The organism is Arthrobacter sp. 05T47 (genome assembly GCF_056395825.1).
Map to the genome: position 1 here is coordinate 1 of NZ_JBFTKG010000052.1, position 15921 is coordinate 15921.

At 68.3% G+C, this 15921-nt stretch carries 14 protein-coding genes; 10 read left to right on the forward strand and 4 right to left on the reverse strand.

Annotated features, from left to right (window positions below):
• The 3 genes from AC1DEY_RS21325 to AC1DEY_RS21335 form a co-directional block, all read right to left on the reverse strand.
• Positions 1 to 953 (reverse strand): XdhC family protein (locus AC1DEY_RS21325; RefSeq protein ID WP_476869731.1); only part of this gene is annotated, 953 nt, incomplete at its 3' end.
• Positions 954 to 970: 17 nt separating this feature from the next.
• On the reverse strand, positions 971 to 1465 hold the full coding sequence (locus AC1DEY_RS21330; RefSeq protein ID WP_441409647.1) for a nucleoside deaminase: 495 nt from the start codon (positions 1463 to 1465) through the stop codon (positions 971 to 973).
• 298 nt (positions 1466 to 1763) lie between these two features.
• Positions 1764 to 1964 (reverse strand): hypothetical protein, encoded by a 201-nt coding sequence (locus AC1DEY_RS21335; protein WP_476869732.1) that lies wholly within the window; start codon positions 1962 to 1964, stop codon positions 1764 to 1766.
• Positions 1965 to 2428: 464 nt separating this feature from the next.
• On the opposite strand from AC1DEY_RS21335, the gene pucL reads away from it, so the two are divergent.
• Both pucL and AC1DEY_RS21345 read left to right on the forward strand, forming a co-directional pair.
• Positions 2429 to 3337: a factor-independent urate hydroxylase gene (gene pucL, locus AC1DEY_RS21340; RefSeq protein ID WP_476869733.1), complete on the forward strand. Its 909-nt coding sequence runs from the start codon at positions 2429 to 2431 to the stop codon at positions 3335 to 3337.
• Between the two features lie 183 nt (positions 3338 to 3520).
• Positions 3521 to 5044 carry a nucleobase:cation symporter-2 family protein gene (locus tag AC1DEY_RS21345; RefSeq protein WP_476869734.1) on the forward strand — a complete coding sequence of 508 codons (1524 nt, stop codon included), beginning with the start codon at positions 3521 to 3523 and terminating at the stop codon, positions 5042 to 5044.
• Positions 5045 to 5153: 109 nt separating this feature from the next.
• Here the strand turns inward: AC1DEY_RS21345 and AC1DEY_RS21350 are convergent, their stop codons facing one another.
• Complete coding sequence (locus AC1DEY_RS21350) at positions 5154 to 5909, reverse strand: IclR family transcriptional regulator (RefSeq protein ID WP_476869735.1); 756 nt, start codon at positions 5907 to 5909, stop codon at positions 5154 to 5156.
• Positions 5910 to 6113: 204 nt separating this feature from the next.
• Between AC1DEY_RS21350 and AC1DEY_RS21355 the strand changes: the two genes are divergently transcribed.
• The 8 genes from AC1DEY_RS21355 to AC1DEY_RS21390 form a co-directional block, all read left to right on the forward strand.
• Positions 6114 to 7538, forward strand: a complete 1425-nt coding sequence (locus AC1DEY_RS21355; protein WP_476869736.1) for an NAD-dependent malic enzyme — start codon at positions 6114 to 6116, stop codon at positions 7536 to 7538.
• Between the two features lie 37 nt (positions 7539 to 7575).
• Complete coding sequence (gene aceB, locus AC1DEY_RS21360) at positions 7576 to 9174, forward strand: malate synthase A (RefSeq protein ID WP_476869737.1); 1599 nt, start codon at positions 7576 to 7578, stop codon at positions 9172 to 9174.
• A 3-nt stretch (positions 9175 to 9177) separates the two neighbouring features.
• Entirely contained in the window at positions 9178 to 10515 is a 1338-nt protein-coding gene (locus tag AC1DEY_RS21365) for a DUF6986 family protein (protein ID WP_476869738.1), read from the forward strand.
• A complete protein-coding gene (locus AC1DEY_RS21370) occupies positions 10512 to 11324 on the forward strand; it encodes a bifunctional allantoicase/(S)-ureidoglycine aminohydrolase (RefSeq protein ID WP_390206482.1) in 813 nt (270 codons plus the stop codon). Before AC1DEY_RS21365 ends, AC1DEY_RS21370 begins: the two co-directional genes overlap by 4 nt.
• 225 nt (positions 11325 to 11549) lie before the next feature.
• On the forward strand, positions 11550 to 12350 hold the full coding sequence (locus AC1DEY_RS21375; RefSeq protein ID WP_476869739.1) for a hydroxypyruvate isomerase family protein: 801 nt from the start codon (positions 11550 to 11552) through the stop codon (positions 12348 to 12350).
• Between the two features lie 60 nt (positions 12351 to 12410).
• Positions 12411 to 13289, forward strand: a complete 879-nt coding sequence (locus AC1DEY_RS21380; protein WP_476869740.1) for a 2-hydroxy-3-oxopropionate reductase — start codon at positions 12411 to 12413, stop codon at positions 13287 to 13289.
• Positions 13290 to 13443: 154 nt separating this feature from the next.
• On the forward strand, positions 13444 to 15234 hold the full coding sequence (gene gcl, locus AC1DEY_RS21385; RefSeq protein WP_476869741.1) for a glyoxylate carboligase: 1791 nt from the start codon (positions 13444 to 13446) through the stop codon (positions 15232 to 15234).
• 1 nt (position 15235) lies between these two features.
• A partial coding sequence (locus AC1DEY_RS21390) for a glycerate kinase (RefSeq protein WP_476869742.1) occupies positions 15236 to 15921 on the forward strand: 686 nt, incomplete at its 3' end.

Consider the following 15921-nt stretch of genomic DNA (forward strand, 5'->3'; position numbering starts at 1 on the left):
TCCAGGCCAAGCGCGGCCTGCAGGAGCGGGACATCGAATTTCGGATCATGCGTGAGCACGCAGATGGCCGTCCGGGAATCGGTGCGCCCGGCCCCCACCTGGTCCGCGAGGTACCGGTGCGGCCAGGCCGTGGCGATTTCGTCCGCGGCGCTGAACCGGTCCTGCTGCGCGAAGGCCGGACGCGCATCGCACAACGTGACGTGGAAGCCCAGGAGTTTCGCGGCGGGCAGCAGTGCCGCACCAAAGTCATTGGYGCCGAAGATCAACAGGCGCGGCGCGGGCAGCCGGCTCTCCACCAGCAGGCTCACGGGCTCCGGCCGGCAATCCCCCGCAGACGCGAGCCGAACCAGCCCGGTGCGGCCTCCCCGCAGCAGCGGTTCCAGCTGGGCTGCCGCCGCCACCAGCATGCGCCCGGCACCGTCGGGACCGGGCGCCCCCGACGGCTCGACCCCCGGCAGTTCAGACCCCAGCAGCGCGGCCAGTTCGGCGGACTGCACCGCTTGGAAGGCCGGAGGGTCAGCAACCACGACGGCGCCGCCCCCGCCGGCGTCCACCCTGCGGATCAGCGCCGCCCCGCTGCCCGGCTGCCGGCGGGCCAGGCCGTGCAGGCTCTCGAGCCGCAGCCGGCCGGGCCCCGRGCCCAGGGGTTCGATGTGGATTTCCAGCCCGCCGCCRCAGGTCAGSCCRGCGGCAAASGCGTCCTCGGCGCTGTAGCCGAAGAACTCCCGGCGCGTCCCGCCGTCGCGCAGTGCCTCCAGGGCCGACTCCACGACGGCCCCTTCAATGCAGCCGCCGGACAGGCTGCCCAGCACCTCGCCGGYGTCGGARACCAGCATGGASSTGCCCACGGGCCTCGGCACCGATCCTGACGTGCCCACCACGGTGGCCACCGCGCAGCGCTGCCCGGAGGCGGCCGGCCGCCAGGTGGCCAGGTGCSGGAGCAGATCCAACATTGCCGCAGGCCCCGGCGCTAGTACTCGGTCCTGGACTTGAGCGAGTTCCAGGCATTGAAGGGGTCCAGGGCCGCGGGGGCGTGCGGGTCGGTCAGTTCCAGCCTGCCCACCGGCATGAGCGCGTCGCGCTGATCGTTTTCGAAGTATTCGTAGAAGACGGCATCATCGAAGCCGGCGGACGCGGCRTCGTGCCGGTCCGCGGCGAACACCACGCGCGACACCCGCGCCCACAGCGCTGACGCCAGGCACATGGGGCACGGCTCGCAGCTGCAGTAGAGCGTGGCGCCGCTGAGATCGAAKGTGCCAAGTTCGCGGCAGGCCCGYCGGATGGCAGTGACTTCGGCGTGCGCGGTGGGATCGTTGGTGGCGGTGACGCGGTTGACGCCGTCGAACGCTTGGCCGTCCGCGGTGACCACGACGGCGCCGAACGGGCCGCCGCTGTCCAGGACGTTGGCCGTGGCCAAYTCRATGGACCTCGCCAGGAACTTCTGGGCCGTATCGGTTGCTCTCACGCTGCCACTCCCTACCTGCGGAAGCCGGTACACCGCTGCGGGAACGCAAGGGCCGGATGCGACGGTGACCAGTCTTCAGCATGTGCCTTGAAGGTTGCGCCTGGTAGATAGCGTCCCGGAACCGGGCCGCCCGCCGTTGGCAAGACTGACAGTAGCACCGGGACGTCCGCGCGGCGCTCCCAATTTGGSGGAAGCCCGGTTTCGTTGTGTGAAATCTCTGTTTCCGGGCCGTCACGCCCYGCCGTCGCACCCAAGGAAGCGCCGACCGCGCCACAGGAGGGGCCGCCGCCCGGGGCGGCTACCGCCCGAAGAGCGGCAGCGAGCGCAGCCAGCGGGAAAAGCCGCGGTCCCTGCGCTCACACTCGGCCGGAATGTAGAAGTCCGGGTCCGTGCCGCCGAACGGCAGGTACAGCTCCTGGCCYGGGGCCGGAAATTCGGGCGCCGGAACKTCAGGCGCGGGAAATTCAATGGTGGTGCTGTCCTTCTCCTGCGAGTCCATGGACTCCCCCTCATAGCTTGTGTGGCATAGCTTCTGTGGCATTCGTTGTGTGGCCGCTTCGATGCGTTCGTTGCGCCGGATCAAACCGGTCGACATAGCTCCCGAAAAGTTCCACAATTCGGAAGTAATTTCTTGTTATGTGGAAGTCTATGTGGCGCRGGAACCGCCGGTCAAGGGTGCGGCCAGGAGTGGGSCCAGGGCTGCASTCGCAYGCCGGGACCCTCGCGGTCACAATCCGWTTTTTCRAAAAGTGATGTACACCACSGCCGGACCGGGCTACGCTTAATCCCAATTCGTGGCGCAGGTCACGTAACCTGGGAGCAGCAGGCAGGGTCGTAATGAGCTGGCATCAACTGATGTCGGCTCTTTTTTGTGGGCCGACGGAATAAGAAACGCGCGGGAAACAAGCGCTTAATTTCTATGTGGGACTTTGGTGCCACATACCTGAAGTTGGGAATCAGACCATGAGCAACAAGATCGTCCTCGGCCACAACCAGTACGGAAAAGCCSAAGTCCGGGTCGTCAAGATCACCAGGGACACCGACCGCCATGAGATCGAAGACCTGAACGTCACCTCGCAGCTCCGGGGAGACTTCGCAGCCGCCCACCTCGAAGGCGACAACAGCCACGTGGTGGCCACGGACACCCAAAAGAACACGATCTACGCCTTCGCCCGGGACGGCATCGGCTCCCCGGAAGCCTTCCTGCTGCGGCTGGGCAAGCACTTCACCTCGAACTTCGACTGGGTCACCGGCGGCCGCTGGGCYGCCGAGTCCTACAARTGGGACCGGATCCAGGCCCACGGCACCGGGCAYGACCACTCCTTCGTCCGCAGCGGCCAGGAAGTCCGCACCGCAGTCCTYGTCCGCGACGGCGCCACCGAGCACCTCATCGCMGGGCTCAAGGACCTCACYGTGCTGAAGTCGACCCAGTCYGGATTCAGCGGCTTCCCGCGGGACAAGTACACCACCCTCCCRGAGACCGCGGACCGCATCCTCGCCACGGACGTCTCGGCCCGCTGGCGYTTCAGGACCGGCACCGATTTCAGCACGTTCGACTTCAACAAGAGCTACGAGGACGTCAAGAGCCTGCTGCTGGAGGGCTTCAGCGAAAAGTACTCCCACGCCCTGCAGCAGACCCTGTTCGAGATGGGCRCCAAGGTCCTGGAAGCGCACACCGARATCGACGAGATCAAGTTCTCCATGCCCAACAAGCACCACTTCCTGGTCGACCTMTCGCCCTTCGGCCTGGACAACCCGAACGAGGTCTTCTTTGCCGCCGACCGCCCCTACGGCCTGATCGAGGCGACCGTCCAGCGCGATGACGCCAGCCCTGCSGAGATCGCCTGGAACGGGATCGCCGGCTTCTGCTAGGMCYCCSGGSCCCGGGACTCCTGCGACCCTGGAGCCGGCCCGGGCCACCGGGCCGGCACACCGGCACGCATTGACCAACACCGTTTCACCAGCACCGTTTTACCAGCACCCTTTAGCCAGTACCCGTTAGCCAGACATTGTTAGCCGGACGACGACGTCCGCCATGAACCAAGAAGGTCTGCCATGAACGCACGCAAGAAATTGACCGCACGGTTGCCACGCACCGGCGGCACAGGAGGYTCCGGCGGCACGCCCCGCCCCGAAGACGAACGSCTCTCCATCGGAAGCAGCTTCGCCTACGGCTTCCAGCACGTCCTGACCATGTACGGCGGCATCATCGCCGTCCCCCTGATCGTCGGCCAGGCCGCCGGCCTGGCWCCGGCCGACATCGGGGTCCTGATCGCCGCCGCCCTCTTCATGGGTGGCCTGGCAACCCTGCTCCAGACSCTSGGRGTGCCGTTCTTCGGCTCCCAGCTSCCCCTGGTCCAGGGCGTTTCCTTCGCCAGCGTGGCGACCATGGTCGCCATCGTCACCGGCGGWGGCGGCCTGCCGKCCGTSTTCGGCGCCGTCATCGCCTCGGCGGCCATCGGGCTGCTGATCGCCCCGGTGTTCTCCAAGATCGTCCGGTTCTTCCCGCCGGTGGTCACGGGAACGGTCATCACCACCATCGGCCTCACCCTGATGCCCGTGGCGGCCAACTGGGCCATGGGTGGAAACAAGAAGGCCCCGGACTACGGGAGCGTGGCCAACATCGGGCTGGCGGCGATTACCCTGGCCCTCGTGCTCCTGCTGAGCAAGGTCGGCAGCGCCACCATTTCCCGCCTCTCCATCCTGCTGGCCATGGTTGCCGGAACGGGGATCGCCGTGGTGACCGGCATGGCGGACTTCTCCAAGGTCGGTGACGGCCCGATCGTCGCCTTCCCCGCACCGTTCCACCTCGGTGCCCCCACCTTCGAGGCCGCCGCCATCATCTCCATGCTGATCGTGGTCCTGGTGATCCTGACCGAGACSATGGCCGACATCCTGGCCGTCGGSGAGATCGTGGGCACCCGGGTCGACTCGAAGCGGATCGCTGCSGGCCTGCGGGCCGACATGGTCTCCAGYCTGGTGGCGCCGGTCTTYGGCTCCTTCACCCAGAGCGCGTTCGCMCAGAACGTCGGCCTGGTCGCCGTCACCAAGATCAAGAGCCGCTACGTCGTGGCGGCGGGCGGTGTCATCCTGGTGCTGCTGGGCCTGCTGCCGGTGCTMGGCCGCGTGGTGGCGGCGGTTCCCACYGCCGTCCTGGGCGGCGCCGGGATCGTGCTCTTCGGCACCGTGGCCGCGAGCGGCATCCGCACCCTGGCCAAGGTGGAGTACCGGAACAACATGAACCTGATCATCGTCGCCGCCTCCATCGGGTTCGGGATGATCCCGATCGCCGCCCCCACGTTCTACGACAAGTTCCCCAGCTGGTTCGGAACGATCTTCCACTCCGGCATCAGCTCCGCCGCYGTCATGGCCATCTCGCTGAACCTGCTCTTCAACCACCTGAAGAAGGGCAACTCGGAGAACCAGTCGGTCTTCGTGGCCGGGACGGGCCGGGTSATCCGCGAGGAGGACCTCCAGTGCCTGGCCGAGGGCGACCGCTATGAGAACGGCAAACTGATCGACTGCGAGGGCAAGGAAGTCCCGGTGGCATCCTCCAAAGTCGCGGCGGACGAGCACTAGGAAGCCAGGCATCGCCGCGATCGCAGACGCTGGCGGGGCCCACAGCCGTGGGCCCCGCCAGTCGTGCCTGCAGGAAGCTTCCGGTCCGGCGGCCGGACGCGTTCCGGACTCAGCCCTGCTTGAGCTCGTCCGAAATCGCCCGGGCGGCGTCCCGCAGCAGGGGCACGGCCTTGTCCGCGAAGGCCTGGTCCACCCGGGAGACCGGTCCGGAGACGGAGATGGCGGCCGGCGTCGGGGCATCGGGGATGGCCATCGCGAAGCAGCGCACGCCCACCTCCTGCTCTTCCTCGTCAATGGAGTAGCCGCGCTGMCGGATGAGYTCCAGGTCYTCCAGCAGCGCTTCGACGTTGCTGATGCTCTTCGGCGTGGGCGTCGGCATSCCCTGGCGTCCCACGATCCCGCGGACCGTGGCGTCGTCCAGCTGGGCCAGGATCGCCTTGCCCATGCCGGTGGCGTGCATGTAGCCGCGCTTGCCCACCTCGGTGAACATGCGCATCGAGTGCAGCGAGGGCACCTGGGCGACGTAGATGACCATGTCGGAGTCCAGGACGCCCATGTTGGCCGTTTCGCCCAGCCGGTCCACGAGCGACTTGAGCTGMGGCCTGGCCAGGGAGCCCAGCTGCTTGTTGGCCGCCTCGCCCAGGCGGATCAGCCGCGGCCCCAGCGCGTAGCGTCGGTTGGGCAGCTGCCGGATGTAGCCCAGGGACACCAGGGTGCGCAGGAGCCGGTGAATGGTSGGAAGGGGCAGGTCGGTGGAGTTGGATAGCTCGCTGAGCGTGACTTCACCGCCGGCATCGGTAATCAGTTCCAGAAGTTCGAAGACGCGCTCAACGGACTGCACGCCTCCCGAGGGCTTTTCAGCCATAACCATTCTCTCCTGCGCGGTCGGCATCGACATTTCTTATCCACATCGTGAAATAAGGCTGAAAATCCAAGATACAGCACCCGGCCCGCCGGGGCGATGATCCCCAAAGGGTTGTTTTTCCACTAAGCAGATAATAATATCCATAATACGAAAACATCCGTCGAAGCGTAAGCGGCCCCCACGGGCCATACCAGGAGGAACTCAATGGCGAACCCYAGCCCCGGAAATTCGATCACCCTGCGCGTGCAAGYTCCGTCCAGCTTCACGGCAACCAGCGAACTCGCGGCCGCTGTCGGCGCCGCRGGCGCAGCCATCACGGCCCTGGACGTCACCGAGTCCCACCACGAGACGCTGGTGGTCGACGTCACCTGCAACACCACCGACGACGCCCACGCCGCCCGSGTCAAGGACGCGCTCAACGCGCTCGACGGCGTCACGGTCCAGCACGTCTCGGACCGGACCTTCCTCATGCACCTCGGCGGGAAGCTCGAGGTGGTCCCGAAGGTGGCCCTGCGCAACCGCGACGACCTCTCCCGCGCCTACACCCCCGGCGTCGCCCGCGTCTGCCTGGCSATCGCCGAGGACCCCGCCGCSGCGCGGAACCTGACCGTCAAGCGCAACACGATCGCCGTCGTCACGGACGGATCCGCCGTCCTGGGCCTGGGCAACATCGGCCCGGCCGCCGCGCTCCCGGTCATGGAAGGCAAGGCAGCCCTCTTCAAGCAGTTCGCCAACGTGGACGCCTGGCCGGTCTGCCTGGACACCCAGGACACCGAGGAAATCATCATGATCGTCAAGGCCCTCGCCCCGGTCTACGGCGGCGTGAACCTCGAGGACATCGCCGCGCCGCGCTGCTTCGAGATCGARAGCCGGCTCCGCGAGGAACTCGACATCCCGGTCTTCCATGACGACCAGCACGGCACCGCGATCGTCACCCTGGCCGCCCTGGTCAATGCCCTGCGCGTKGTGGACAAGAAGCTCTCCGAGGTCAGGATCGTGGTCTCCGGCGTCGGCGCCGCAGGCTCCGCGATCATCCAGCTCCTGAAGGCCCAGGGGGCACGGAACATCATCGCCGCCGGCCGTTCGGGAGCCATCCACTTCGGCGAACAGTACGACGACGAGCACCGCACCTGGATCGCCGAGAACACCAACGAGCGGGGCTTCTCGGGGACCCTGCACGAGGCACTCCGCGGCGCGGACGTCTTCATCGGCGTCAGCGCCCCGCACGTGATCGGCGAGGAGCAGGTTGCCTCGATGGCCGATGACGCCATCGTGTTTGCCATGGCCAACCCGACGCCGGAAATCGACCCGGTCATCGCCTCCCGGCACGCCGCCGTCGTCGCCACCGGCCGCAGCGACTTCCCCAACCAGATCAACAACGTGCTCGCCTTCCCCGGCTTCTTCCGCGGGCTGCTGGACGCCGGAGCSGCCGACATCACCCCGGCCATGCTCGTGGCCGCCGCGGAAGCGATCGCGAACCGGGTGGCGGACGATGAACTGAACGCCAGCTACATCATCCCCAGCGTCTTCGACCCCGAAGTTGCCGGAGACGTCGCCTCCGCCGTCGCCGCGGCGGCACGCGAGGGCTCCACCCACGCCGGTGCCCACGCCGTTCCGTCCCACGCCTGATTAGCAGCCTGATTCGCAGCCTAGGAAAGGACCAGAAATGGCTCTCACCGTCACCGATCCCCACCCCGTCGACCGGGCCGGGGAAATCCTGACCCCGGAGGCCMTCGCCTTCGTCGAAGAACTCCACCTCCGGTTTGCCGGAACCCGCGCYGAGCTCCTCAAGGCCCGCGCSCTCAAGCGCGARCACGTSGCCCGGACCGGCCGGCTGGACTTCCTGCCGGAGACCMAGGAGATCCGCGACGCCGACTGGAGCGTGGCCCCGGCRCCYGMGGCCCTGCAGGACCGCCGGGTCGAGATGACCGGRCCGGCCGCCCCGGCCAAGATGGCSATCAATGCCCTGAACTCCGGCGCGAAGGTGTGGCTCGCCGACCTCGAGGAYGCCAGCACGCCCACCTGGTCCAACGTGGTCGAGTCGATCCTCAACCTCCGCGACGCCGCCGACGGCACGCTGAAATACACCTCGCCCGAAGGCAAGGAATACGCGCTGCGCACCGACGCGCCGCTCGCCGTCGTGGTGGCCCGGCCGCGGGGCTGGCACATGTCCGAACGGCACCTGCTTATCGGCGGGGAGCACACGGTGGGCGCCCTGGTGGACTTCGGCCTGCACTTCTTCCACACCGCCAGGCGGCTCCTGGCCAACGGCCACGGACCGTACTACTACCTGCCCAAGATGGAGAGCCACCTCGAGGCCCGGCTGTGGAACGAGATCTTCGTCTTCGCCCAGGACTACCTCGGCATCCCRCAGGGCACCGTCCGCGCCACGGTCCTGATCGAGACCATCCCGGCGGCCTTCGAGATGGACGAGATCCTCTACGAGCTCCGCGACCACGCCTCCGGCCTGAACGCCGGCCGCTGGGACTACCTGTTCAGCATCATCAAGTACTTCCGGGACGCCGGCGAGAGCTTTGTCCTCCCSGACCGTGCCACSGTCGCCATGACCGCRCCGTTCATGCGGGCYTACACCGAGCTCCTGGTCAAGACCTGCCACCGCCGCGGCGCCTTCGCCATGGGCGGCATGGCGGCAGTGATCCCCAACCGGCGCGAACCCGAAGTGACCGCCCAGGCCTTCGAGAAGGTGCGGGCGGACAAGACCCGCGAAGCCGGCGACGGCTTCGACGGCTCCTGGGTGGCCCACCCGGACCTGGTGCCGGTCTGCCGCGAGGTKTTCGACTCCGTCCTGGGCGAGCGGCCCAACCAGCTGGACAARCAGCGGCCCGAGGTCAGCGTCACCGCGGACCAGCTCYTGGACATCCGTTCCGCSCAGGGMCAGGTCACCGAGGCCGGCCTGCGGCTGAACCTCTACGTGGCCGTCGCGTACACCGCCGTCTGGATCTCCGGGAACGGCGCCGTGGCCATCCACAACCTGATGGAGGACGCCGCGACGGCGGAAATCTCGCGGTCCCAGGTCTGGCAGCAGATCCGCAACCRCTCGGTGCTGGCCGACACCGGCCGGACCGTCACCCGTGAGCTGGTGACCGCCATCCTGGCCGAGGAAACCGAGAAGCTCCGCGGCGAGGTGGGCGAGGAAGCCTTCGCCCGGCACTACCTGCCGGCCAGCCGCCTGATCGGTGRCATCTGCCTGTCCGAGGACTACACCGACTTCCTCACCACGCCKGCGTACGAGCTGGTGGGCTGAGGCATGGCAGCCACCTCCGCCAGCACACAGCCGCAACCGCGCAGCCAGGGTTCCCTGACGACGGCCCTCTCCCGGGCCGACCTCGCCCGGATCGATGCGCGGCTCGCCGACACCGACCTGCTSCTGGAGCGCAGCTACCCGGGCGACGACGGCACCCGCCAGCCGGTGCACACCGTCTACGTCCCGGCCGACCGCTTCAACCCGGAGTTCACCGCCGACTGGGGCGCCCAGGCCCTGGCAGCGGTCGAGGCCCGGGGCGGCGTCGAAAGCCTGTGCGCGCTGCAGGGACAGGAGGCCGGACTGGCCGCCGCCGTCGCACCRCGGGTCCGGGCCAAACTCGCGCGCGAGCCGATCGAGGACCTCCGCCTGGACTTYGAGGACGGGTTCGGCGACCGGGGCGACGACGCCGAGGACGCCGCCGCGCTCACCGCGGCGTCCGCCGTAGCCGCCGCCGTTGCCGCCGGGACCGCGCCGCCCTTCATCGGGATCCGCTTCAAGTGCTTCGAGGCCGCCACCCGCGCCCGGGGCCTGCGGACCCTGGATCTCTTTGTCTCGCRGCTGGCCGCGGCCGGCGAACTGCCGGAYGGGCTCATCCTCACCCTGCCCAAGGTCACCACCGTGGCGCAGGTGGAGGCCATGGACTTCGCCGTGTCACGCCTCGAGGAAGTCCACTCRYTGCCCGCGGGCCGGCTCCGCTTTGAGGTGCAGGTGGAAACCCCTCAGCTCATCCTGGGCCCGGACGGAACCTCGCCGGTGGCGCGCCTGCCGCACGCGGTGCCCGGCCGGATCAGCGGGCTGCACTACGGCACCTACGACTACTCCGCATCGCTGCAGATCTCCGCCGAATACCAGTCCATGGAACATCCCGTGGCGGACTTCGCCAAGGAAGTCATGCAGCTTGCCGTRGCCGGCACGGGCATCCGGCTCTCSGACGGTTCCACCAACATCATCCCGGTGGGCGAGAACGTGGAGCAGGCCTGGCAGCTCCACGGCCGGCTGGTCCGCCGGTCGCTGGAACGCGGCTACTACCAGGGCTGGGACCTCCACCCCGCCCAGCTGCCCAGCCGGTTCACCGCGACGTACGCCTTCTACCGACAGGGGCTACCCGCCGCCGCGGCCCGGCTCCGCAACTACGTCGAACAGACCGCCGGCGGGGTCATGGACGAGCCCGCCACCGCCCGCGCCCTCGCAGCCTTCGTGCTGCGCGGGGTCCAGTGCGGCGCCGTCGGCGCCGATGAAGTCCTGGCGCTGACCGGCGTCGGACTCCCCCAACTCACCGTGCTGGCCCATCCGCGGCTGGCCAACACCTCCACCCCCTCTGCAGAAGGAGCACACTCATGAGCAACTATTTCTACCCCGAGGGCGGGCTTCCGCCGCAGACCCAGATCCTCTCCGACCGCGCCGTGGTCAAGGAGGCSTACACGGTCATTCCCAAGGGCGTGCTCCGGGACATCGTCACCAGCAAGCTGCCGGGCTGGACCAACACCCGGTCCTGGATCATTGCCCGGCCCATCGCCGGTTTTGCCACCACGTTCTCGCAGCTGATTGTCGAGGTGGGCCCGGGCGGCGGCGCGGATAAGCCCGAGCCCGAGGCCGGCGTCGAGGGCGTCATCTTCCTGACCAAGGGCGCCCTGTCCCTGACCCTCGAGGGGGAAATCCACAAGCTGGGAGAAGGYGGCTACGCCTATCTTGCCGCCGGGGCCCAGTGGTCCGTGGCGAACGAGTCCGGGGAGATCGCCAGCTTCCAGTGGATCCGGAAGGCCTACGAGCCGCTGGAGGGCTACACGGCGAAATCCTTCGTGACGCGCGACCAGGACGTCGAACCGCGGGCCATGCCCGAYACCGACGGCGCCTGGGCCACCACCCGCTTCGTGGACCCGGAGGACCTGGCCCACGACATGCACGTCAACATCGTCACGCTCAAGCCCGGCGCCTCCATCCCCTTCGCGGAGACCCACGTCATGGAACACGGGCTCTTYGTCCTGGAAGGCAAGGCCGTCTACCGGCTCAATGACGACTGGGTGGAGGTGGAGGCCGGCGACTTCATGTGGCTGCGCGCCTTCTGCCCGCAGGCCTGCTACGCCGGCGGCCCGGGCAACTTCCGGTACCTGCTGTACAAGGACGTCAACCGCCAGATCCGCCTGACCTGAGTTCCGCAGCTGTGCAGCCAAACCGAAGCGCCCCGGCCTCCCATGGCCGGGGCGCTTCGGTTTAACGGCACACCCGTTGGCGGAGGCCTTGTTAACACAGGAGGGCTATTTCCGTCCGGCGTTGGCCGCAACAGGGTTGACTGCSRCMSGCCRCACGCCTAAACTTTTCATAGAGCAAGATATTGTTTCCACAATACGAAATATKCCAGTCCGAAGGAATCCACAATGACGTACTCCGTGAACTGCTCCATCCTCCTGACGGAGCTYCCCCTGCTCGAACGCCCMGCCGCGGCGAAGGCCGCCGGCTTTGACGCCGTCGAATTCTGGTGGCCCTTCGAGACCTCCGTCCCCACCGAYGCCCAGGTCACCCGGTTTGAGAACGCCATCACCGACGCCGGCGTGCAGCTCACCGGCCTGAACTTCAATGCCGGCGACATGCCGGGCGGCGACCGCGGCCTGGTCTCCTGGCCCGCACGCTCGGCCGAATTCCTGGACAACGTCGACGTCGTCGCCGGGATCGGTGAGCGCCTCGGCTGCAAGGCCTTCAAYGCCCTCTACGGCAACCGTATTGACGGCGAATCCGCMCAGAAGCAGGACGCCATTGGCGCCGAAAACCTCGCGACGGCGGCCGACGGCGTCGCCCGCATCGGCGGCACCGTCCTCCTGGAACCCGTCAGCGGYGCACCCCGCTAYCCGCTSCTSAAGGCCCAGGACGCCCTCGACGTCATTGCCCGGGTSAAGMASGAATCCGGCGCCGGGAACATCAAGCTCCTCGCCGACTTCTACCACCTGGCCGTGAACGGCGACGACGTCGCCGCCGTYATCGAAAAGCACGCGAAGGACTTCGGCCACATCCAGATCGCCGACAACCCCGGCCGCGGGGCTCCCGGAACCGGGCAGCTTCCCCTCGGCGAATGGATCGCCCGCAGCCGCGAACTCGGCTACGCGGGCAACATCGGCCTCGAATACAAGGAGCCGGCGGAGACCGCGTTCAGCTGGGCCATCCGCCAGCACGCCGCCGGCTGATCCCCAGCACCCGCGCCCCCGCCTGCACCGGCACCAAGAGACTTCAGTAAAGGAACCACTATGAGCAACGTTTCAGTCATCGGACTCGGCATCATGGGCCTGCCCATGGCCATCAACCTCGTCAAGGCCGGCCACACGGTCACGGGCTTCAACCGCAGCCAGGACAAGATCGACAAGCTGGTCTCCGAAGGCGGCCGCGGYGCCGGCAGCATCGCCGAGGCCGTCAAGGACGCCGACGTCGTCATCACCATGGTGCCGGACTCCCCCGACGTCGAAGCCGTGGTCAGCGGCCCCGACGGCGTCTTCGCCAACTCCCGCAAGGGCACCCTGTGGGTCGATGCCAGCAGCATCCGCCCCGACGTCGCCACACGCCTGGCCGACGACGCCAGGGCCGCAGGGATCCGCCCCCTCGACGCCCCGGTCTCCGGCGGCGAACAGGGCGCCATCGACGCCGCGCTCTCCATCATGGTGGGCGGCGACACCGCCGACTTCGAGGCCGCCSGGGAAGTCCTGGCCGCCGTCGGCAAGACGATCGTCCACGTCGGTCCCTCCGGCTCCGGCCAGACCGTCAAGGCAGCCAACCAGCTGATCGTGGCCGTCAACATCGAAGTCCTCGGCGAGGCGATCGCCTTCCTCGAGGCSTACGGCGTGGACACGGACGCCGCCCTCAAGGTCCTCGGCGGCGGCCTGGCCGGGTCCAAGGTCCTGGAGCAGAAGGGCCAGAAGATGCTGGACCGCAACTTCGATCCCGGCTTCCGCCTGGCCCTGCACCACAAGGACCTCGGCATCGTCACCGCCGCCGCCCGCGAGGCCAACGTCGCCGTCCCCCTCGGCGCCGTCGTCGCGCAGCTCGTCGCCGCSACCGTCAACCAGGGCGACGGCGGCCTGGACCACTCGGGACTCTTCAAGCAGRTCCTCCAGCTCAGCGGCCGGAAGTAACCAGGCCGAAAGAAGCCAGGCCGAACTAACCGGGCCGCCAGCAGGATCACCTCCGGCGGCGGCCGGATAAACACAAAACCGGGCAACCGCCGTCGMACATCAACGACGGCGGCTCCCCCACCACACCCAAAAACAGACTTTCAAGGAGCACACCATGACGAAGATGCGCACCGTAGACGCAGCCGTCGCCATCCTGGAAAAGGAGGGCGCCACCGAGGCGTTCGGCCTGCCAGGCGCGGCGATCAACCCGTTCTACTCGGCCATGAGGGCCCACGGCGGYATCCGCCACACCCTGGCCCGCCACGTTGAAGGCGCCAGCCACATGGCTGACGGCTACAGCCGGGCGAAGGACGGCAACATCGGCATCTGCATCGGCACGTCCGGCCCCGCCGGCACGGACATGATCACCGGCCTGTACGCGGCATGGGCYGATTCCATCCCGATGCTCTGCATCACCGGCCAGGCCCCCGTCGCCAAGCTGCACAAAGAGGACTTCCAGGCCGTGGACATCGAGTCCATCGCCAAGCCCGTCACCAAGCTGGCCATGACCATCCTGGAACCGGGCCAGGTCCCCGGCGCCTTCCAGAAGGCCTTCGCGCTGATGCGCTCCGGCCGGCCCGGCCCCGTGCTGCTGGACCTGCCGATCGACGTGCAGATGGCAGAGATCGAATTCGACATCGACACCTACGAGCCGCTGCCCGTGGARAAGCCCCGGGCCAGCCGGAAGCAGCTGGAAAAGGCCCTGGACATGCTCACCGCCGGCGAGCGCCCGCTGATCGTGGCCGGCGGCGGCATCATCAACGCCGGCGCGTCCGAGCAGCTSGTGGAACTGGCCGAACTGCTGAACGTCCCCGTCATCCCYACCCTGATGGGCTGGGGCGCSATCCCGGATGACCACACCCTGATGGCCGGCATGGYGGGCCTGCAGACCAGCCACCGCTACGGCAACGAGAACTTCCTGCGCAGCGACGCTGTGATCGGCATCGGCAACCGCTGGGCCAACCGCCACACCGGMGGMCTGGACACCTACACCGCCGGCCGCACCTTCGTGCACATCGACATCGAGCCCACCCAGATCGGCCGCGTGTTCTCCCCGGACTTCGGCATCGCCTCCGACGCYGGCGCCGCCCTGGACGGCCTGCTGGAACTGGCCCGGGAACGCCGCGCCGCCGGYTCGCTGCCKGACTACGCCGCCTGGGTKGCCGAATGCTCMGGGCGCAAAGCCACCCTGCACCGCAAGACCCACTTCGACAACGTCCCGATCAAGCCCCAGCGCGTGTACGAGGAAATGAACCGTTCATTTGGACGCGACACCACGTACGTGTCCACCATCGGCCTGTCCCAGATCGCCGGCGCCCAGATGCTGCACGTGTTCGGCCCGCGCAAGTGGATCAACGCCGGTCAGGCSGGCCCGCTGGGCTGGACKGCCCCCGCCGCGCTGGGCGTGGTCCGYGGCAAGCCGGACGAGACCGTGGTGGCCCTGTCCGGTGACTACGATTTYCAGTTCATGATMGAGGAACTGGCCGTGGGCGCGCAGTTCAACCTGCCGTACATCCACGTGGTGGTCAACAACTCCTACCTCGGCCTGATCCGCCAGTCCCAGCGCGGGTTCAACATGGAACAGAACGTGTCCCTGGCGTTCGAAAACATCAACTCCACCGAGCTCTCGGCAACCGCCAGCGGCTACGGCGTGGACCACATCAAGGTGGCCGAGGGCCTGGGCTGCAAGGCCATCCGGGTGGAATCCCCGGAGGACCTGCCCGCCGCGTTCGGCAAGGCCAAGGCGCTCATGGGCGAGTTCAAGGTTCCCGTGGTGGTCGAAGTGATCCTGGAGAAGATCACCAACATCTCCATGGGCACCGAGATCAACGCCGTCAACGAGTTCGAGGCCCTGGCCGAGRMCGCCGAGGACGCCCCCACCGCCATCCTGGCTMTGCAGGCCTGAGATGCGCGTCGTCATAGCGCCGGACAAGTTCAAGGGATCGCTCTCGGCCCCGGACGTTGCCCGGCACCTGGAAGCGGGGCTGCAGCGGGCGTGTGGCGGCAACCTGGACGTCCTGCTTATTCCCGTGGCCGACGGCGGCGAGGGCACCCTCGATGCCGCCGTCGGCTCCGGCTTCACCCGCCGCAGCGCCACTGTCAGCGGCCCCACCCGCGCCCCGCTCCGGGCCGAATTCGCGGTCCGCGGACGCGAGGCCGTCATTGAGCTGGCCGCCGCGTCCGGGCTCGCCGTCCTGCCCGACGGCCTCAAGGACGCCACGGGCGCMACCAGCCTGGGCACCGGCGAACTGATCCGGGCAGCACTCGACGCCGGGTGCCGGCAGATCATCCTCGGCGTCGGCGGCAGYGCCAACACCGACGGCGGCGCCGGGGTCCTGCAGGGACTCGGCGCCAAGTTCCTCGACGCCGACGGCAACGAACTGCCGCCCGGCGGCGCGGCCCTGGCCAGGCTGGACTGGATCGATTTCTCCGGTTTCGATGCCCGCCTGGACGAGGCACGCTTCGTGCTCGCCAGCGACGTCGACAACCCGCTGCTCGGCCCCCAGGGCGCGGCGGCGATCTTCGGCCCGCAGAAGGGTGCCACGCCGGAGGATGTAGCGGTCCTCGACGCCGCCMTGGCCCACTTCGTGGA